This window comes from Candidatus Manganitrophus noduliformans (assembly GCF_012184425.1).
Taxonomy (GTDB): Bacteria; Nitrospirota; Nitrospiria; order SBBL01; family Manganitrophaceae; genus Manganitrophus; species Manganitrophus noduliformans.
Genome location: NZ_VTOW01000010.1, coordinates 1 through 19977, shown reverse-complemented (window position 1 = coordinate 19977; position 19977 = coordinate 1). Strand labels below are relative to the sequence as shown.

18 protein-coding genes are annotated in these 19977 nt (G+C 54.3%); 9 read left to right on the top strand and 9 right to left on the bottom strand.

Annotation, left to right across the window (positions count from 1 at the left end; all coding sequences use genetic code 11):
- Positions 1-78: 78 nt before the first annotated feature.
- From MNODULE_RS23590 to MNODULE_RS23575, 4 genes are all read left to right on the top strand, one after another.
- The gene (locus MNODULE_RS23590; RefSeq protein WP_168063658.1) at positions 79-1650 is read left to right on the top strand and encodes an AsmA family protein; all 1572 of its coding nucleotides are present in this window, start codon (positions 79-81) and stop codon (positions 1648-1650) included.
- Positions 1651-1709: 59 nt separating this feature from the next.
- Positions 1710-2651, top strand: a complete 942-nt coding sequence (locus tag MNODULE_RS23585; protein WP_168063657.1) for an ATP-binding protein — start codon at positions 1710-1712, stop codon at positions 2649-2651.
- The gene (locus MNODULE_RS23580) at positions 2648-3109 is read left to right on the top strand and encodes a hypothetical protein (RefSeq protein WP_168063656.1); all 462 of its coding nucleotides are present in this window, start codon (positions 2648-2650) and stop codon (positions 3107-3109) included. The genes MNODULE_RS23585 and MNODULE_RS23580 overlap by 4 nt, the downstream gene beginning before the upstream one ends.
- A gap of 99 nt (positions 3110-3208) precedes the next feature.
- Positions 3209-5986 (top strand): delta-60 repeat domain-containing protein, encoded by a 2778-nt coding sequence (locus tag MNODULE_RS23575; RefSeq protein ID WP_168063655.1) that lies wholly within the window; start codon positions 3209-3211, stop codon positions 5984-5986.
- A 75-nt stretch (positions 5987-6061) separates the two neighbouring features.
- On the opposite strand, the gene MNODULE_RS23570 is transcribed toward MNODULE_RS23575, so the two are convergent.
- Positions 6062-6817, bottom strand: coding sequence for a class I SAM-dependent methyltransferase (locus tag MNODULE_RS23570; RefSeq protein ID WP_168063654.1), 756 nt, complete (start codon positions 6815-6817; stop codon positions 6062-6064).
- Between the two features lie 136 nt (positions 6818-6953).
- On the opposite strand from MNODULE_RS23570, the gene MNODULE_RS23565 reads away from it, so the two are divergent.
- Positions 6954-7250, top strand: coding sequence for a hypothetical protein (locus MNODULE_RS23565; RefSeq protein ID WP_202882337.1), 297 nt, complete (start codon positions 6954-6956; stop codon positions 7248-7250).
- 9 nt (positions 7251-7259) lie between these two features.
- Here MNODULE_RS23565 and MNODULE_RS23560 read toward each other — a convergent pair whose 3' ends face one another.
- Genes MNODULE_RS23560 through MNODULE_RS23550 form a run of 3 tightly spaced genes read right to left on the bottom strand, consistent with a single transcriptional unit; the run spans position 7260 to position 8370 of the window.
- Positions 7260-7940 (bottom strand): ankyrin repeat domain-containing protein, encoded by a 681-nt coding sequence (locus MNODULE_RS23560; RefSeq protein WP_168063653.1) that lies wholly within the window; start codon positions 7938-7940, stop codon positions 7260-7262.
- A gap of 23 nt (positions 7941-7963) precedes the next feature.
- Positions 7964-8149 carry a type II toxin-antitoxin system HicA family toxin gene (locus tag MNODULE_RS25605; protein ID WP_168063652.1) on the bottom strand — a complete coding sequence of 62 codons (186 nt, stop codon included), beginning with the start codon at positions 8147-8149 and terminating at the stop codon, positions 7964-7966.
- Positions 8146-8370, bottom strand: a complete 225-nt coding sequence (locus MNODULE_RS23550) for a type II toxin-antitoxin system HicB family antitoxin (RefSeq protein ID WP_168063651.1) — start codon at positions 8368-8370, stop codon at positions 8146-8148. Before MNODULE_RS23550 ends, MNODULE_RS25605 begins: the two co-directional genes overlap by 4 nt.
- A gap of 346 nt (positions 8371-8716) precedes the next feature.
- Between MNODULE_RS23550 and MNODULE_RS23545 the strand changes: the two genes are divergently transcribed.
- A complete protein-coding gene (locus MNODULE_RS23545; protein WP_168063650.1) occupies positions 8717-12367 on the top strand; it encodes a DNA polymerase III subunit alpha in 3651 nt (1216 codons plus the stop codon).
- Positions 12368-12374: 7 nt separating this feature from the next.
- Complete coding sequence (locus MNODULE_RS23540) at positions 12375-13358, top strand: acetyl-CoA carboxylase carboxyltransferase subunit alpha (protein WP_168063649.1); 984 nt, start codon at positions 12375-12377, stop codon at positions 13356-13358.
- Here MNODULE_RS23540 and MNODULE_RS23535 read toward each other — a convergent pair.
- The 5 genes from MNODULE_RS23535 to MNODULE_RS23515 all read right to left on the bottom strand — a co-directional run bounded on the left by MNODULE_RS23535 (position 13332) and on the right by MNODULE_RS23515 (position 16565).
- Entirely contained in the window at positions 13332-13739 is a 408-nt protein-coding gene (locus tag MNODULE_RS23535) for a hypothetical protein (protein WP_168063648.1), read from the bottom strand. The two genes, MNODULE_RS23540 and MNODULE_RS23535, sit on opposite strands and share 27 nt — an antisense overlap.
- Before the next feature lie 19 nt (positions 13740-13758).
- The gene (locus tag MNODULE_RS23530) at positions 13759-14520 is read right to left on the bottom strand and encodes a hypothetical protein (RefSeq protein ID WP_168063647.1); all 762 of its coding nucleotides are present in this window, start codon (positions 14518-14520) and stop codon (positions 13759-13761) included.
- A 200-nt stretch (positions 14521-14720) separates the two neighbouring features.
- Positions 14721-15428, bottom strand: a complete 708-nt coding sequence (scpB, locus tag MNODULE_RS23525; RefSeq protein ID WP_168063646.1) for an SMC-Scp complex subunit ScpB — start codon at positions 15426-15428, stop codon at positions 14721-14723.
- Between the two features lies 1 nt (position 15429).
- A complete protein-coding gene (locus tag MNODULE_RS23520) occupies positions 15430-16167 on the bottom strand; it encodes a segregation and condensation protein A (protein ID WP_168063645.1) in 738 nt (245 codons plus the stop codon).
- Between the two features lie 185 nt (positions 16168-16352).
- Positions 16353-16565, bottom strand: coding sequence for a putative signal transducing protein (locus MNODULE_RS23515; protein WP_168063644.1), 213 nt, complete (start codon positions 16563-16565; stop codon positions 16353-16355).
- Between the two features lie 176 nt (positions 16566-16741).
- On the opposite strand from MNODULE_RS23515, the gene MNODULE_RS23510 reads away from it, so the two are divergent.
- Both MNODULE_RS23510 and MNODULE_RS25330 read left to right on the top strand, forming a co-directional pair.
- A complete protein-coding gene (locus tag MNODULE_RS23510; protein WP_168063643.1) occupies positions 16742-16999 on the top strand; it encodes a GlsB/YeaQ/YmgE family stress response membrane protein in 258 nt (85 codons plus the stop codon).
- A 221-nt stretch (positions 17000-17220) separates the two neighbouring features.
- On the top strand, positions 17221-19743 hold the full coding sequence (locus MNODULE_RS25330) for an ATP-binding protein (RefSeq protein WP_168063642.1): 2523 nt from the start codon (positions 17221-17223) through the stop codon (positions 19741-19743).
- Positions 19744-19977 lie beyond the last annotated feature (234 nt).

Genomic DNA, 19977 nt, shown 5'->3' with positions numbered 1-19977 from the left:
TTTGCAATGGCCGCGGAAGCGGCCATTGTTGTTTTTGCATATTGCCTCCCCTTATACTGGATGTAAGGGGAAATGACGTTGTCGAAGAAGTGGTACTGGCTGATCGGTTTTATTACCGTTTTTGTTTTCATTTTGCTGATCATCGGCTTTTTTATCGACGAGCCGCTTCGCCGATATATGGAGCGGGAAGCGAACAGGAACCTGAAGGGGTACACCGTCCGGATCGGCGCGTTGGACTTTCACCCGATCGGTCTCTCGCTCGATCTGATGGATGTCAAAATCTTACAAGAGGCCCATCCGACACCCCCGATGGCATCGATTCAAAAGGCGAGCGCGAGCCTCCAATGGCGGGAGATCCTCACCGGCGATATCGTCAGCAATTGGCGAATTGAACATCCCATCTTCCACCTCAATTTCAGGCAAGCCAAAAAAGAAGCGAAAGATCCGACTTCCGTGGAGGAACGGGGCTGGCAGGAAGCGATCTATGCCATTTATCCCGTCACGATCAATCATTTCGAGATTATCGATGGAGAGATCACCTATTTAGACAACAGCCCGTTGAGGCAGGTCCGTATTCATGACCTCCAGTTTCAAGCCGAAAATATCCGAAACGTCAAGTCAGAGAAGAACATCTACCCCTCCCCGGTCCGTTTAAAAGCAACCGTTCTCAACACCGGGAAAGTGAAAATCGACGGCCACGCCGATTTTCTTTCAGAACCCCATCTCGGCGTAAAAGGAGATCTTGTTTTAGAGCAGGTGAACCTGGAGGTCTTTGAGCCGTTCCTAAGGCATTACAATATAGCAGTCCGAGGCGGCACCGGCTCGCTGGATGGAGCCGTCGAATTTTCTCCCCACACAAAGGTGGTGGAGCTCGATCAGATTTCGCTTCGGAACAGCCGTATCGACTACATCTACAGTCCGCAATCAACGGGCACCCAAAAAGTCGAAGCAGAAACGGCGCAAACGGCAAAAGAAGCAAGCGAAACGGAACAGCCCCCACCGGTGCTGTTCAAGATCAACCACCTTGAAATCAATGACAGCGACGTCGGATTCGTTAACAAGAGCACCGATCCAGACTATCGGCTCTATGTGACCGAGACGCAGTTTCGTCTTACCGAGTTTAGCAACCACAAGACACGGGGAACGAGCGAAGCAGATCTAAAAGGAAAATGGATGGGGAGCGGAAATCTCGGCGTCTCGGCTCAGTTCCGCCCGGAGAAACAAGGCCCCGACTTCGATCTCGCCATCATCATGGAAAAGGCGCAGCTCCGCTCGATGAACGACCTTCTGCGCGCCTATGGTAATTTTGACGTGAAAGAAGGGCTTTTCTCCTTTTACATGGAAGTGGGGGTGAAGCAGGACGAAATCAGCGGCTACGTCAAACCACTCTTCAAAGATCTCAAAGTCTACGACAAGCGCCAGGACAAAGATAAAAAACTTTTCCGGAAATTATACGAAGGGCTCGTCGGCGGCATCTCAAAGCTTTTGGAGAACCGGCCGCGCGATGAAGTCGCCACCCAAGCCGACATTTCCGGAAAGGTGGAAGATCCGGAATCAAGCACCTGGGAGGTGGTGGTCCGCCTGATCCGGAACGCTTTCTTCCAAGCGATCCTGCCGGGATTCGAAAGAGAAGTGAGCGGAGATCGGTAGAGCCCGGTCCGGTCTTCTTTCTCATTGCTGAGGCAACCGGGGTGTGTTAAGATTTCGCCATGCCGTCTACCTCATTTCCAAGCCGCTTAGGCCTCGTTGAAAACCTCCGCAATTATCTTCTCGCCGGCCAATGGTCCGCGATGTTCGGCGGCCCTCTGATCGGCAAAAGCACCCTGGCGCGGCGCCTTGCAGGAGAATTGGACGACGCCGGGGCAAAGTCCGTTTTTCTGCAACTTCCCCTGTTGATCTCCGATTCGGCCTTCTGGCCGCTGCTTCTTGAGGCCCTTCTTCACCAGGGGATCGGACCGGCCGCGCGCAATCCTTTCAAGAAGCCCCCCGCGTCGCTTCCCGACCTGATGTCCCAGCTCCATCATCTCTACGAGCGGGCCCCGTCGGAAATCGCCGCCCGTCCGGTCGTCCTGATTTTGGACGACTGCGATCACCTCCTCCGCCACGAAACAATCATCCCGCAGATCGTCAATCTGGCATTGGAATCGACCCTCCCCTCGATCCAGGCGATCTGCTGGGTGGGCGGGCCCGCTTTCGCCGATTGGGTCGCCGCGCATCCGGGGACATTCAAACGAGCGCTCCGTCTTTATCCTCTTTCGGTCATCCCGATCCGGGAGGCGCGGAAGATTATCCGGGAACATCTCGGGCCGGAAAAACCGGTCGAAGAGATCGACCGAATCTGGAACGAAACCGGCGGCCACCCCCTTTTGATGGAGCGGGCCTTCAACCGGCAGGAAACCCCTTCAACGAAATCGCTTCGAGACCAGCTCCGACAGACGCTCCGCCCCGAAGATGAAGCGGTCCTCGGCCAGCTCGACCCAGGGGGGCGATGGACGATCCTCGACGCGTTGAAGGACAAACGGGGAGAGAAGATCCCGAAGCCGGCCCTCGACCGTCTCTGCATGATCGGGCTGACCGTCCGGACATTGATCGACGGCGTCGCCGCCATTCGGATCACCTCTCCCCTCTTCGCCCAGGTGACCGAACAATGATCGAGAGGCAGTCCGAACATCAAACGATCGAAACGCTTCGATCGATCTATCCGATCTTCAAGCAAGAGGTCTACAACCGCCGCGGCGCGATGATGCAGATCGCGCGGAGCGGAATGCTGACCTTCGTCTCCCTCTCCGTGTTGGCCGTTCTCCTCTCCGGCGAACGGCTGATCCATCCGGGCCTCAAAGGGCTGGCTTGCGTCGGCGTCGGTCTGGTGACTTTCTTTCTCATCGATCAGATCAGACAAGAGAAATCGCGCCACGAGCGGGCCAAGCGGCAACTGATCCTCCTCGAACAGCAACTCCAATTCTTCGAGCCGGGGGCGTATGTTTCGGATGCGCCGCTCTATCCGACCGAATGGCAAGACCGGCCTTCGATCGACCGGGGGTTGGTCTTTGCGATGGTCGGATTGGTCGCAACGAGCCTCCTTTTAATAGGGGTGGTTTTTCTTGTCTAGTTTTCCAGCCGTTGATATTTTGCTTGACTCCTTAAATGAGAATACGGTACCCTCCTTTCACTTAATTTAGACCGAATCTGTATACCGGCAATTAGAATTATGGCGTTTTTATTACCGATCAAGCTTCGGTTCTCCCTCTTTTGTACCTTCTTATCCATCAGTCTTCTCTTCTCGGGATGCGGGGGCGGAGGAGGGGGGGGAGGACAAGAGGATGTTGCCGAAGGCGATCCTTCCACCTCGCCAAGCATTTCAATCACCCTTGAGCCCGCTACCGTGACGCTTCACACCGAGGAGAGTCAACTCTTCTCGGCAACCGTTCGCGGAACCGACAATAACGAAGTCACCTGGCGTGTTCAAGAAAGAGGCACGGGCGGCAACATCACCCCGGACGGCCTTTATACCGCATCGACCGTTTCCGGAACCTTCCATGTGGTGGCGACCAGTCAGGCCGACACGAGTAAAACCGCCACTGCCGTTGTAACGGTGCTCCGCTCGATCGGAGGAACGACCCCGACCTCCGGAACACTCGATTCCGCCTTCGGGATTGGCGGAAAGGTCACAACGAGCGTCGGATTCGGGAGCGATGCGGCAAACGGCGTCGTCATCCAGTCGGATGGAAAGATCATCGTTGCCGGATCCGGGTTTAACGGCGCCGATGGCGACTTTCTTCTCCTTCGGTATAACCAAGACGGCAGTCTCGACTCGACATTTGGAACCGGAGGAAAGGTCCTCATTGATTTTAGCCCGGCGGACGGAGCGGATACCGTCGCGCTTGATTCAACGGGAAAAATCGTTGTGGCCGGGTACGCCTATAACGGCAGCGACTATGATTTCGCGCTGGCCCGTTATGATGCTCAAGGGAGCGCCGATACGACTTTCGGCGCAGGCGGAATGGTCATGACGCCAATCGGCTCCGGCGACGATAACGTTGTAGCCATCGCTATCCGACCGGATGATTCGATCGTTGCAGCCGGCCAAGCCCACAACGGCAGCAATTACGACTATGCCTTGGCTTTGTACGACAATACAGGCCACCTGATCAACGCCTTCGTCACCCCCATCGGCAGCCATGATGACTTCGTCTTCGCGGTCGCTCTTCAACCAGACGGGAAAATTATCGTCGCCGGCGACGTCGACAACGGGAACGATTTTGACTCTGCAATGGTTCGCTATAATAGCAACGGGACGCTTGATACCACCTTTGGAAACGCCGGCAAAGTGGTTTCCCCCCTCGGGACCAGCCATGACGCCATCCACGCGATGGAAATCCGGATCGACAAGATTATCGTCGCCGGATTCTCCTCCGATGGTACCTCTTCGGCCATCGCGCTGGCCCGCTACAATCTTGCAGATGGAAGCCTCGATACCAGCTTCGGCAGCGGTGGAAAAGTTGTCAGCTCAATCGGCATTATTAATGACTCCGCATTCTCTCTACAGATTCAGTCCAATCATATTTTGATCGCTGGATTTACATTCAACGGCGTTGACTTCGATTTTGCGCTTGCCCGTTATGAGTTGAACGGGAGTCTCGATTCGACCTTCGGCACGGGGGGAAAAACCACGACCGATTTCGACGGTGGAAACGACATTGCCCGCGCGATCGCGATCCAAGCCGACGGCAAGATCGTCGCCGCGGGAGAATCTGTGGTCGTCAGTGACAAAGATGTCGCCCTGGCGCGCTATGGTGCAAACGGAACCCTCGATCTTTCATTCAAAATGCAGGGACAACAAACGCTCAACCTGGAAAGCGCCAGCGCAGTCGCGCAGACCCTTGCGGTTCAAGCCGATGGGAAGATCATCGCGGGGGGAGATTCTTTCGACGGGGAACAGAATCGGTTCACGCTCATTCGTTATGGTTCCGACGGACAAATCGACGCTTCCTTCGGGGAGGATGGAATATTGACGACATTTCTTGACGGTGGAAATGGCGGGAAGATCGTCATTCGACCCGACGGCAAAATTTTTGCGGCTGGGACCCTTTTTCAGAATGGGGACTACGATTTTGGCGTGATCCTCTATGACACGGATGGCACCTTCCTCGGGTTCTCTTCCGTCGGATTTGGACCGGGTGGGGGATCGAACAACGACTTCCTCGCCGCCTCGGCGCTCCAGCCGGACGGCAAACTTTTGGTGGCGGGATCGACGTTCGTCGGAAACAATTATGATTTTGCCTTAGCGCGCTTCGACACCGACGGAAATCCTGATCTGTCGTTTGGTACAGCCGGTACAGTCATTACCTCCATCGGCCAAGCCAACGATTTCGTAAGCGCAATGGCTCTTCAAGAAGATGGTAAAATCGTGTTGGCCGGCTATTCCGATGTCGGCCAAATAACGAATTTCGCGTTGGCCCGGTATAATTCCGATGGAACGCTCGATGCCTCGTTCGGAACAGGAGGAAAAATTCTGACTCCGGTCGGACTGAGCGGCATTGGAGTCGTCACTTCAATCCGCATCCAAACGGACGGCAAAATCATTACCGGGGGGTATGCCCTCCATAACAATAATTCTGATTTCTCGCTGGTGCGCTATAATGAAAACGGCAGCCTCGATTCGACCTTCGGCGTGGGGGGCAAGGTGATCACCGTCATCGATATCGGAAATGATGGTCTCTATGATCTGACCCTTCAACCCGACGGGAAAATTGTGGCGGCGGGCTTTTCCAATGTCGTCGACTCTGATTTCGCACTCACACGTTATTATCCAAATGGAGTGCTCGACACCTCCTTTGGACAGAGAGGTAAAATAATCTTACCGATCGCACAGAGCTTTGATTTCGCTTACGCCGTTGCGCTTCAATCGGACGGTAAGATTGTCGCAGCGGGAGGAAACCTCAACGGCACCCGGTATGAGTTTGCGCTGGCTCGTTTTCGCCCATGATTTTCTGAAAACAGATCACCTTTCATCTTGCGCCCGCGTAAAACCTATCGATCCACTGAATCAGGTTCCGAATTTTCATTCCGGTCCTTCCTTCCGTCCGACGCGCAACCGGAGGGGCGATCTCATTTGTCGCGGTGTTCCGGGATCTCCCCAAACCTCGGCCAGCGAGGAGAGAAGGTTCGCCACCGGGTCATCCCCCCGCTCCGCAAGATAACGCCGCGTCGCCGACCAGGTCCGCAGATAGCCGCCGAGTTGACCCAGCGTGACGGACGACTCGATCCCAAAAGAGGGGGTCTGCAGTTCGGAGAAGGGAAAGGGGATCGACCGATACCCCTCTTCGATCATCTTCCGCTCCGGCGGCCAATACGGTCCGAGGGTCTCGGCATAGAAGCGCCGGACGATCCGGTCGATCGCCGGATCGATTGTAAAGAGCTGATAACACCAGACGGCGAGAAGCCCTCCGGGAATCAAGACCCGCTTCACCTCCTGAAAGAAAGCAGGGATGTCGAACCAGTGTAACGCCTGGGCGACGGTGACCAGATCGATTGACGCCGTTTCTAATCCGCTTTTCTCGGCCGGAGCAACACGATAATCGACGCGCGGGCTTGGAAGCGCGTGCGCAATCTGCCCGGCGCTGGCGTCGGTCGCAATCACCCGTTCGAAGTGTTTCGCCAGCCCGATCGCCGCCTGGCCGCTTCCCGTCGCGCAATCCCATGCCCGCGCTCTTCGCGGCGCCGCGCCCGCCAAGAAATCGAATAGCGTCTCCGGATAACGGGGTCGAAAACGGGCGTAGCCGGCGGCGGTTTCCGAGAAGTGATCTTTGAAAGACATTTGATTTCGTCGCGCTCCGAGATAGATGGGCTTACGGCAGCAGCGTTGATTCCGGTCTCTTTAATTTAGTATAGTGAGGATGATCTCATCAAGGGTCATGTCGATGTTGTTCCGATTCCGGCGGGAGGAAAAACCGATGGCGATGAAAATGATTCATGTCGAACGAATCGAAAAGGCCGAAGAGCCGCTGGAGTTTTGCGTCATCGTCGGCGAAGATCAGAGCGAGACGAAACATGAGGTGACGATGCCTGAATCGGTCTACAAGCGGTTGACCAACGGGAAGGTCACCCCGGAGCGCTGCATTCAGGCGGCGTTTCAGTTCTTGCTCGACCGGGAGCCGAAAGAATCGATCCTCTCCCGGTTCGACGTGACGGTGATTTCAAAATACTTCCCGGGCTTCGAGCGCGACCTCGGCAAATATCTCCACCCATAGCCTTTCACTTTACGAGAGCGCGCCCCTCTCCCGCAGCAGGGCGGCCATGACATTGTGCTTCCCCGCTGCCGCCAGTTCCAGCGGCGTCTTGCCGTTTTCCGCCTTGGCGTTGACGTCGGCGCCATGATCCAGCAGAAGCTTTGCCAGGTTGATTTGACCGTGAATCGCCGCCTGATGAAGCGGCGTCCAGCCGGCCGCCTGCCGTACATTCACATCCGCGCCGTGCGCCACCAGCATTTCGGTAATCGCCAACGAAACTTCCGGTTGACGTTGTGCCAGCGCGCTGTGAAGCGGACAAACACGCATCGGATTCTTCGAGGCGGCATTCACATCCGCCCCCTTCTTAACCAAATAGGCCGCGACCTTCGGGTGGCCGAAAAACGCCGCAAGCCCCAGCGGCGAGAACCCATCGGGGGAGACGGCGTTCACCTGTTCAGGATCTCCTTGAATGAGATCCTGCACCCGCTTTAATTTTCCGAGGGCGATCGACTCGAAAAGATCCGGCTCGGATTGAAACTGAAGAAGGAGATCGACCACTTCTCGTCGGCCATGATAAATCGCCAACATGAGCGAAGAGACGCCGTTTTCATCCCGGGTCTGAATGAGGCGGGGGTCTGATTCGACAAGGGTTTTGATTCTGATTGCATTACCTGATTTGACCGATTCGAGGAATTCATTTTCGAGATTCATGAACATCCACGCACGTACTTGAATTAAGGTTCATTGATTTGCAAGTCACGGCAGATTTTACGGGCCAGGAAGTCATTAATTTCCCGATGTCTTGGGATCGTTGATGTTTTGCGGGTGGACCGATTGACATACACGGTGTGATTGGCCCCTTCACGAAGAAGCTCGCAGCCGTGCCTTTCAAGATGGCGGATGAGGTCACGCCGCTTCATGCGGTCGTGATCGGCAGGGATTCCTTAATCACTTTTCTACCTTGTATCCCTTCTTCCGACAGCGCCCGATTCGCCTCAAGCACTAACTCAATTGCTTCTTGTAAATTTGTACGTGCCTCTTCCAGTGTCGCCCCCTGTGTATTGACACCCGGCAGCTCTTCCACAAAACCGATGTATCCTTCAGGAACTTTTTCGAAAACGGCTGTTAATTTAATCGTCATTCATCCCTCCAAGTAGAGAAGGTACGCGCATGAAAGTATTATACACCAACAAAAAGCTGCCCAATGAACTAACTAATCGGTGCGCGCCGTCGTTGCGCGCGTCTGGTTGAGTGCCTTGTTGGGTGTTTTAAGGAGCACGTCACTGCGACCTCTAATTTTCCTCGAATTTGCCATGCTCAAGAGCTTCCCTTGCTTAACGCCCAATAAAAGTTTGAATTTCTTTAATCCAACCGAGACACGCTTCGTTAAAAACTGCTACATGTGTATAGTCCAAATCATCTCAAACAGTCAAGCATACGTCCCCTTTTGTCTTGACGTTTTTACCCCATCACATTAAAATCTCCCCATGCCACAACAAAGCTTTGTCCACCTCCATCTTCATACGCAATATTCCCTGCTGGACGGCGCCAATCAGGTCGATCCGCTGATCGAGACGGCGAAGGGATTCGGGATGCCGGCGGTCGCCATCACCGACCATGGCAACCTCTTCGGCGCCATCGAGTTCTATCAAAAGTCGAAGAAGGCGGGGCTCAAGCCGATCATCGGCTGCGAGGCTTATCTTGCCCCGCGCAGCCGGTTCGATAAGGAAGGGGCCGGAGCGGACGACGACTACAACGAGATCGGCGGCTCCAACCCGTATTACCATCTGATCCTCCTAGCGGCCAACGAGACCGGCTACAAGAATTTGATGAAGCTCCTCACCATCGCCAACCTCGAAGGCTACTACTACAAGCCGCGAATCGACAAAGAGGTCCTCCGCAAACATAGCGAGGGTCTCATCGGACTCTCCGCCTGCCTGCGGGGCGAGATCCCCTATCTCCTCGCGCGAGGCTACGAGAAAGAGGCGGTCGCCGCCGCGCATGAGTATCAGGAGATCTTCGGGAAAGAGAATTTCTTTCTGGAGATCCAGGACAATGGTCTCGATCTACAGAAAACGGCCAACCGCCAGCTGATCGAGCTTTCCAAAAAGAACAACATCCCGATTGTCGGCACCAACGACTGCCACTACCTTCATAAAGAAGACGCCCGCGCCCACGACATCATGCTCTGTCTTCAGACCGGGAAGACGGTCAACATGCCGAACCGGATGCGCTTCGAGACGCAGCAGCTCTACTTCAAATCACCGGAAGAGATGATCCGCGGCTTCCAGGAGGTCCCGACGGCGATCAGCAATACGCTGCGGATCGCCGAGATGATCAACCTCGACCTTCAGTTCGGCACCTTCCACCTGCCGCATTACGAAGTCCCCGCCGGGACCAGCCGCGAAGCCTACATCGCGGCGCTCGCTCAGCAGGGGCTGGAGCGGCGGTTCGCGCAGATGAGACCCGACCGGCAAAAGCTCCGCCCCCTCTATGAGGAGCGACTGAAAAGAGAGCTCGATGTCATCAACAAGATGGGGTACGCCGGCTATTTCCTGATCGTCTGGGACATCATCAACTATGCGCGTACGTCGAATATTCCGGTCGGCCCGGGGCGCGGCTCGGCGGCGGGAAGCCTCGCCGCCTATGCGCTCGCGATCACCGATATCGACCCGATCGAATATGGTCTGATCTTCGAGCGCTTCCTCAACCCGGAGCGGATCACCCTTCCCGATATCGACATGGACTTCTGCATGGACCGGCGCGAAGAGGTCATTCGCTACGTCACACAGAAGTTCGGGGCCGATCATGTCTGCCAGATCATCACCTTCGGAACCATGGCGGCCAAAGCGGCGATCCGCGACGTCGCGCGCGTGCTCGAGCTGCCGTATGCCGAAGCCGACAAACTCGCCAAACTGATCCCGAATGTCCTGAACATCACCTTGGACGATGCACTCCTCCAAGAGCCGCGGTTGAAGCAAGCGGCCGAGGCCGATCCGAAGGTCGGCGAGGTGATCGATCTTGCGAAGCGGCTCGAAGGGCTCGCCCGCCATGCGTCCACTCACGCAGCCGGGGTGGTGATTTCGGCGGAGCCGCTGACCGACCATGTTCCCCTCTACCGCGGGAGCAAGGGGGAGACGGTCACCCAATACGCCATGGGCGACATCGAGAAGATCGGCCTGGTAAAGTTCGACTTTCTCGGCCTGCGGACCTTGACGGTGATCGACCATGCCGTCCGGATCGTGAACGAACGGCAGGGGTCAGGGGTCAGGGGTCAGGGGTCGGAAAAAGATTCTACCGCCCCCCGGCCCCCGGCGCCCGGCCCCTTGCAGATCTCCCAAATCCCGATGGATGATCCGGAGACCTACAAACTTCTCGGATCGGGCGAGACGACCGGCATCTTCCAATTGGAAAGCGCCGGGATGCGCGATCTGCTCGTGAAGATGAAGCCGGAAAACTTCGAAGACATCGTCGCCATCCTCGCCCTCTACCGTCCCGGCCCGATCGGAAGCGGCATGGTCGACGACTTCATCAAACGGAAACGCGATCCCAAAAAGATCCAATACGAGCTGCCGCAGCTGGCCGACATCTTGAAGGAGACGTACGGCGTCATCGTCTACCAGGAGCAGGTGATGAAGATCGCCAACGTCTTGGCCGGCTTCTCCCTCGGCGACGCCGATCTGCTCCGGCGCGCCATGGGAAAAAAGAAACCGGAGGAGATGGCGGCGCAGAAGGCCAAGTTCATCGACGGAGCGGTCAAGAACGGCCACTCGAAGACAAAGGCGGAGAAGATCTTCGACCTCATGGAGTACTTCGCCGGATATGGCTTCAACAAATCGCACTCGGCGGCCTATGCCTTAATCACCTATCAGACCGCCTATCTGAAGGCCCACTATGCAAATGAATTTATGTCGGCCATCCTCACCAGCGAGATGGGAAACGCCGATAAAGTGGTAAAATATATCACCGAGTGCCGGAACATGGGGATTCAGATCCTGCCGCCCGACGCCAATGAAAGCGACCGCGATTTTACAGTGGTCCCGGGGGGGATCCGGTTCGGGCTGGCGGCGATCAAAAATGTCGGGAGCGCTGCGGTCGATGTGATTATCGCCGCCCGGAAGGCCCAGGGGCGTTTCACCTCGCTTTTCGACTTTTGCCGGAAGATCGACCTGCGCAAGGTGAACAAGCGGGTGATCGAGGGACTGATCAAATGCGGGGCATTCGACTCGACGGGAGCAAAACGCTCGGCGCTCACCGAGGCGCTCGAACGGGCGATGCAAGAAGGAACACAGCAGCAGAAAATTAAAGAGGCGGGACAGATGACGATTTTTGGAAACGGCGCCGAGGGCGAGGCATCGGCCGTCGCCGATCCGCCCCTCCCCGACATTCCGGAATGGGAGGATGCCCACATCTCGAAGCTTGAAAAAGAGGCGGTCGGGTTTTACATCACCCGCCATCCGCTGACCCCGTTCATCGAGTTGATGAAGAAACGGTCGGCGACCCCGACCGAAGCGTTGGCGGCGATTGAAGAGGACCGCGAGGTGCGGATCTGCGGGGTGGTCGTTCAGGAAAAGGTGGCGACGACCAAGCGGGGCGACCGGATGGCCTATCTTCGGATAGAGGACTTGACCGGATCGGTGGAGGTGATCGTCTTCCCCGATCTCTATCAGACCTCCGCCCCCCTCTTTCAGCAGGACATTCCGCTTCTGATCAACGGAATGTTGGATCGAGGCGACAAAGGCTTAAAACTCAAGGCAACACTGATCATGCCGTTAAACGTGGAAGCATCCCGAAACGGTGAGACATCCCGGCAGGACGTCTCGACAGGTGCGCCGTCGGAAAAATCGGAGAGAATCTCCGCGTTCCCCGCGCGCCCCTATCTGATTCGGCTCTCCGCAGAGGCTGTTTCTCCCTCCGAGCTGACGCAGCTCCAAGGGATCCTGCAACGCTACCCGGGCTCGGTCCAGGTCCATTTGAAGATCGCCATCCCGGAGCCGTCCGGGTCGTTCAGCGAATCAACGATCGCGGTCGATCCAAAACTCAAGGTCGACGGTTCCGACCGGCTGACAAAAGAGCTGGAGAGCCATTTTGGAAAAGGGGTTGTCGTCCAAATGACGCCGGCTGCCCTCCCATTCTGAGGTCAACGTGAACGACTTTTTGGAATTCGAAAAACCGATATTAGAGATTCAGGCCCGGATCAATCATTTAAAAGATGTTGTGAAAACCGAGCCGCGGCAGAGCGAAGAGATTAAGAAGCTCCAGAAAAAGATGGAGGCGCTGCAGGAGGAGATCTACTCCAAGCTGACCGCCTGGCAGAAGACACTCATCGCCCGGCACTCCCAGCGGCCGAACACCGACGACTACATCGAAATGTTGTTTGAGGATTTCACCGAGCTGCACGGAGACCGGCTCTACGGCGACGACAAATCGATCCTCACCGGCCTCGCCCGATTGGATGGACGCTCCGTCGCTGTGATCGGCCATCAAAAAGGGAAAACGGTCAAGGAAAGGATTACGCGGAACTTCGGCATGCCGCACCCAGAAGGATACCGAAAGGCGCTCCGGATCATGCAGCTGGCCGAGAAATTTAAAAAACCGATCATCACCTTCGTCGATACGCCCGGCGCCTACCCCGGCGTCGGCGCGGAAGAGCGCGGGCAATCGGAAGCGATTGCCCGAAATCTGATGGTCATGTCGCAAATTAAAGTGCCGATTATCTCGGTGGTGATCGGGGAGGGGGGAAGCGGCGGGGCGTTGGCGATCTCGGTCGCAGACCGCCTTCTGATGCTGCAGTATTCGATCTACTCGGTGATCTCGCCGGAGGGGTGCGCCGCCATTCTCTGGAACGATGCCGCCAAAACGGCCGAAGCGGCCGAGGCCCTCAAGATGACGGCACAAGATCTCCTTCACTTGAAGGTGATCGACGAGATCATTCCGGAGCCTCCCGGCGGGGCCCACCGCAATCCCTCAAAGATGGCCGAAGGACTTGCCAAAACCCTCTCCAAACATCTTCGGGAACTCGAATCGCTCCCTCAAGAAGAGCGCCTTCAGGCCCGGTACAACCGTCTTCGACAGATCGGAACCTACTCGGAGGAAGCGTCTCTACCGAAGGCTCCTCCCTCCTCCTGAACCGCCGCCTGAACCACCTGAGCCGCCGCCGGTCGAACCACCGCGGCTAGGTCCTCTCATCCCGCCGCTGCTGCCGATACTCCCGTTCGAGCGGGGCACCCCACGCAGGCTGCGCCTTCCAGCCCTTCCGTCTTTAACGATAAAATGCGGGTAATACGGATAGTAATAAGGATAACCGTAAAAAAAACTGGAACCGAAGAAAAAGCTTGGATAAGGATCATAGAAGTAACGCGGATAAAAGGGATCGTAATAGGAATAAGGCACGTATCTTCCGCCGCCATAATAATAGTCTGCGCGAACGGAGCTCCTCGCCCCTGTCTCGCAGCCGGTCAATGCGGTCAGACTGACCAGTAAAAAAATGAACAATGTTCTTTTTATCATGTTGTCCCCCACCTGTTGCTTAAAAGCCGACCCGGATTCCTCCGGCCAGCGAGTATTGATCAAACATGCTTGCCTCGACGAACAGGGCCGCCCGGTCCGAGGGGGAGAGATAATAGAGCGTCCCCAAAAAGACCCCGAAAGTGTCGTCGTTGTCTAGATCTAGATCGATTCGCTGAGTCGGGGAGTTGATTCGATCATCGCCGCGTACGATCGAAAACTGAATTCCGCCGTACGGTTCGAATTCAAAATACCTCCCCATCACGCCGAGTTTGAGCACATGCTCCAACCAGTCGATCTCTTCCCGAACGATTTCGTTCACTATTACATTTCCCGCATCGTCCGTAGGGGTGAAATTAATCTCGTCGTCGACCTCGTATTTGAGAAAATGATAGTCAACGAAAACTTGATAGGGCCTCCTCGGATTTCGATCCCGGAAGAGAATCACCCGGGTCCCCGCGCCGTACGCCGTTTCGAAATCGGAGCTGAAGCCGAACTCATCAATTTCCACGTCGGCCCCTCCGATCAGGCCGTAGATCTCGACCGGATCGATCACCTGAATACTCAGCTTGCCCAACAGCCGAAGCGATTCCGCCGACGCGATCTCTTCAGGAAAGTTTTCGCCTAAAAATTGGGTCGCCTCTTCTTCTATATCGCGCTCGAGCACTTGAAAGAGCGCTTCGAAATGGATCCGACTGTCCTCATTGTAAGCGACCGCTTTTCCAGGAACCATCAGAGGAAGTGCAACCAAAAGGAGCAGAATGAAACCCTTCACGTACGACATCGCTCACCTCCTAGAAAGAGTTTTGATCTATTCTAGGCTCTTCAAAAATTTGTTGTCAATGGCCGAAGGCGGGTAACAGTGTCGGTACTCGAGGGTGGACGGCAGGAAATATCGGCTCGAACGTAAGCGCGATCACCACAATTCGGAAAGAGTGAAGACAGCTTTGATGACGAAGAGAGATGGATCGGCGCTTAGGCCGATCACTCCCCCTGCGATGGATTTGACCCGCTTAGGATCGTCTCTTCTTCGAGCGGCTCCGGCGTTTCCGCCTCGGCCATTGTTTCGGGAGCTTCAGAAGAAGCCCCTTCTAGGGGGGGCTGTTGCGTTGAATCAGAGATTGCTTCCGATGTTTCTGAATAGACCTCTCCTTCCCGTTCCGCGTCGACCACCTCCGAGAATTCTTTGAGGGTCGGAAGGCCGGTGATGTCGGCAAGGCCGAAGTACTGGAGGAATTCGCGGGTGGTGCCGTACATCATCGGTCTGCCGGCAACTTCTTTTCTGCCGACGATCTTGATGAGCTTTCGCTCCATCAATGTCTTCAAGACCCCGGCCGCATCGACGCCGCGGATCTGCTCGATCTCGGCGCGGGTCGCCGGCTGCTTGTAGGCGATGATCGCCAGCGTCTCCAATCCCGGCTTCGAAAGACGGGCCGCCGCCTTTACTTTCTCCATCTCTTTGATCCAGGGGGCCATCTCGATCCGGGTGGTGATCTGATAGCCGCCCGCCACTTCGACCACCTGGAGTCCCCGATTCGACTGGACGTAATCGAATTTAAGCTCCTCCAGGAGGGCCCTGATCTTCGCCTTATCGACCGCGGTGAGGACGTCATGAAGCCGATCGATTGAGATCGGATCGCCCGAAACGAACATCAATGCTTCTATGACCGGCTTTATCTCATGATCTTCCATCCTACTCCACCTCTCCCGAAAGATTTTTTGTTTTGAATAAGCGAAGCGGCCCGCAATCATCTCCCTGAACCACCCGAACCAAGCCGAGACGAATGATCTCCAGAAGCGCCAAGAAGGTGACCACGACGGAATGGCGCGTCCGGATTCCCTCAAAGAGATCGTCAAAGAGAATGCTTTCGATCGTCCCCATCCGCTCCATCAGAAACTGCATTCGATCTTTAACGCTCAGCTCATCGATCGTGACTTGAAGCACTTTTTTGTCGGGAATTTTCGCCAGAACATTCTTCAAGGCATCGAGAAGGTCGTAAAGATCGAGATCGACCAGCGGAACTTCCTCGGGAAGGAGCTCGGGAGAGGGGGAAGGCTCTTTGCGGAAAATCTCCCGCCAGAGGCTCTCCCTCTCCTCCAGCTGTTCGGCCGCATCTTTAAATTTCTGATATTCCAGAAGGCGCGCCACCAATTCGCGGCGCGGATCTTCCTCGTCGGCTTCTTCTTCCGCGGGAGGCAGGAGTGTTTTAGATTTGATGTGGATGAGGGTCGCCGCCATGACCAGAAATTCCCCGGCGATCGAGAGATTGAGGGATTTCATGAGATCGAGCGTTTCAATATACTGCTGGGTGATCAGCGCGATGGGGATATCGTAGATATTGATCTCGTTCTTTTTGATCAGATGAAGGAGGAGTTCGAGGGGTCCCTCGAACGTCCCGACTTTTACTTCATATGCCGCTTCTGATTCCATCCAACCCCGTATACATCTGAAGTGACCATTGATAAACCTGGATTAAATGAGGGTTACGATTGATAAATCTTTATATCATTAGAAAGCCTGCGAAGCAAGGGAAAAATCAAGGGATGGTGGGAAGAAAAATAGGATGACCCAACATAAAGTATTCTGTACGGGAATGGACGTCCTGGAACTTCGTTTCAGATCAGCCCCGAAAGGAGGACTTTTGCATCCTGGAGATCGTCTTGACGAACCATGAGACGCGCCCCCATCGGGGCCGGTCCGGCGCCCGGTCCGAAGATTCCGATATCTTCTGATTGGATCAGATAAGGGATCTCCGACTGCTTTAAGATCTCCCCTGCCATTTCCGCTTCCATCCGAGATGGAAAGCGATGGAGAAGGATGAAATCCATCTTTGATCTCCCACATTCATTGGGCCGATACGGAAAACTGAACCTATTATGGCACTCTCAATCATAATTCACAAGCGGCAGAGAAGACGGCTCATCTATTCGGGTGCCCTCCGTTCGGAGGATAGGAAACCCTTTTTCGATTTTGTTAAGATAAGTCCAAGACAAGGAGGAAAACTATGAGTATTCTCGGCTGGATTATCTTTGGAGCAATTGTCGGCGTCATCGCAAAATTTTTGATGCCGGGTGATGATCCTGGCGGAATCATCGTCACGATTTTGCTCGGCATCGTCGGTGCGCTGATCGGCGGTTTCATCGGTCGGGCGCTCGGAATGTATGGGCCCGAACAACAAGCGGGCGGCTTTATCATGTCGATTCTCGGGGCGATTCTCGTGCTCTGGGGATATCGCGCAACGATTGGCCGCAGAACCGCTTGAGAAAAAATTAGACTGTCCCAGATAAGCCGGTTGCGGGGAGCGACTTATTAGGAACCGTGAGGTTCTTATGAAAAAAGCTCCACGCAACCGGCTTCTTTTTTCCCTATTCCTTCCCTCTGCTTTACCTTCCCTGATCGATTAAAAAACTAAGGCAACCTCCCCGATTTTTATGGTAGACTTCCGGCAGTTTCCCCCTAAGGTCATCTTGACTCCATGTGCGCATGAACGCTTACGCTTGGTCCTCACTGATCACTCTTCTTTCCGTATTTTCTATTGGGATTGGTGTCCTCCTCCATCACCCCGAAGGAAAGGTCAACCGTCAATTTGCGCTTTTCGCATCTAGTATCGCGATCTGGGCGGGTGGTCGTGTTCTTTACCTTACGACTCCGGATTACGAAACAGCACTGTTTTGGGTTCGCTTCGCCGTCGCTGGAGTCATTTTTATTCCAACTTTCTTCCTCCACTTTGTGTATGCCTTCTTACACATAAGGCGTGACAGATCTCTTTTTCTTTCTTACGCAGCCTCGCTCCTCCTGATCGCCATTAATTTCACACCATGGATGATTCAAGGGGTTTCCGTTAAATATCAATCGTCCTTTTTCGCAGATGCAGGGCCTCTTTATCCTCTGCTCCTGGTTCTCTTCACGATTGATCTCTCCCTCGGGTTCAACCTTTTGAGAAGACGTTATCGTCTTACCTTCGGACCAGAGCGGAACCAAATACGCCTCCTTTTTTGGTCGACACTTCTCGGTTTCGGCGGCGGAACAACCAATTTTTTAACCGACCTTGGTCTGGAAATATACTCACTGAGCGCTTACGCGACTTACCTGGTTCCTGTTTATGCCGCTCTCCTGATGTATGCGATCGTCAGACACCATCTTCTCGATGTTCAGATTGTTCTCCAAAACAGTATGGTTTATTTTGTCACCTTCCTAATCACAGCCATCCCCTTCTTCCTCTTAACCGCTTTCTTTCAAACGGTTCTTCCACTCAAAGCAGCGAATGTCACAACATTCATTCTGTTTATCTCCATTCTCCTGGTTTTCTCAAACATCAAACCACTCACACAGCAATGGGTAGAGCGGTCTATTTTCCGAGAGCGATACCGGCATTATCAGTCGATCCATGATTTTAGCGAGTCGATGGTTAAACTCCTTCACCTTGACGATCTTACTGAAAGACTCTTCAGCATCCTGTCGGAAACGTTGCGCCCTCAATCGATTTCTTTTTTTCTCCCGGACGGGAAGGGAAACTTTCAGTTTCACGGAGTACGAAACTCCGAAGACCCCGCAGCGCCCAATCACATTTTCTCCTCGCAACATCCTCTCATAAGAGAATTACAGAGACAGAAGAGAATGCTGGTTTGCGAAGAAATGGAGTGGACAGGGAACCCTTCCGAAGCGCTCGAAGAGATGCGCAAACTCGGCTGTTCTCTCTCTCTTCCATTTATTTTTGACGACCACCTCATCGGGATCTGTCATTTGGGACCGAAAAAAAACGGAAAAAGTTATTCCCCCGCCGAGCGATTCATGCTCCAAACACTTTGCGCCAATGCCTCCGTTGCCTTCGAGAATGCCCGGCTCTTCAGAGAAGTGAATCGGCATGCAGAGGAGAAGATCGAATCGATCGGGGTCCTTGCGGGAGGGATCGCGCACGATTTTAACAATATTCTCACAGTGATTATGGGCAATATTTCTCTCTCCAAAATGCAGATCGATCCAGGAAATGAGACGTTCACCCTATTATCTCAGGCTGAAAAAGCTTCCCTCCGTGCCAAGGATTTGACACAGCAACTGCTGACCTTCTCTAAAGGGGGCGCCCCCCTGAAGAAGATCACCTCAATCACTCCGCTGCTGATGGACCGCACCGACTCCGCCCTGAGAGGAACAAATGCCCGGTGTGAGTTCTCCCTGCCGGAGAATCTCTGGTCGGTAGAAGTCGACGAGGGACAAATCAGCCAAGTGATTGATCATCTTGTAGTCAACGCGAAGCAGGCAATGCCGGAAGAAGGAGGTATTGTTCGGATATGTGGAGAAAATGTAACGATCACCCAGGGAAGATCGATCCATGGTCTCTCATTGCTGAAGGAGGAGAAATACGTAAAAATAACGGTGGAGGATGAGGGTGTCGGCATACCGGAAGAGAACCTGCATAAAATCTTCGACCCCTATTTTACCACCAAGATCGGCGGAAGCGGATTAGGCCTTGCAACAGTCTATTCTATTATTAGAAGACATGAGGGTTTCATTGAGGTCAAATCCAAAGTGGCAATCGGAACGACTTTCGATTTTTATCTTCCAGCCTCCCGGAAAAAACCCTTTTCTCCAAAAGAAATCCAAGGGCCTCCTCATCGTCATCAAGGAAGGATCTTACTCATGGACGATGAAGAGACATTACGATACGCGACCGGGAAATTATTGGTTCACTTCGGTTTTGAGGTTGAGTTTGCCAAAGACGGCGCAGAAGCCCTCACCATTTATAAGAAATTCCAAAAGCTCGGACAACCGTTTGACGTAGTGATTATGGATTTGACGATCCCCGGCGGAATGGGAGGGAAAGAAACAATCCAAAAACTCCTTGAGTTTGCTCCCCAAGCGAAGGTGATCGTCTCAAGCGGTTACTCGAATGACCCGGTCATGGCTGATTTTAGAAAGTACGGTTTCAAGGACGTGGTTGCAAAACCATACCGAATCGAAGAGTTGATTGCGATCCTGCACAAGCTCACCACTGGAGAGGACGAATGAACCTTTCCTCTCCCCTCGGTTGATTACTAAAACACACGCTAGTTTTAATATTACAAAACCGTTAAATTGCAAGTACTACGATTTAATCTGACAATATGGTAAGGTCTTTGGATCTCATCCCGAGAGTGGGAGAAAGGAGTCAAGGACATGAGTAAGGATCAAAAGATCATCAAGACGAAGGTGGGATTACTGGAGCTGGCCAAGCAGTTAGGGAATGTCTCACAGGCCTGTAAG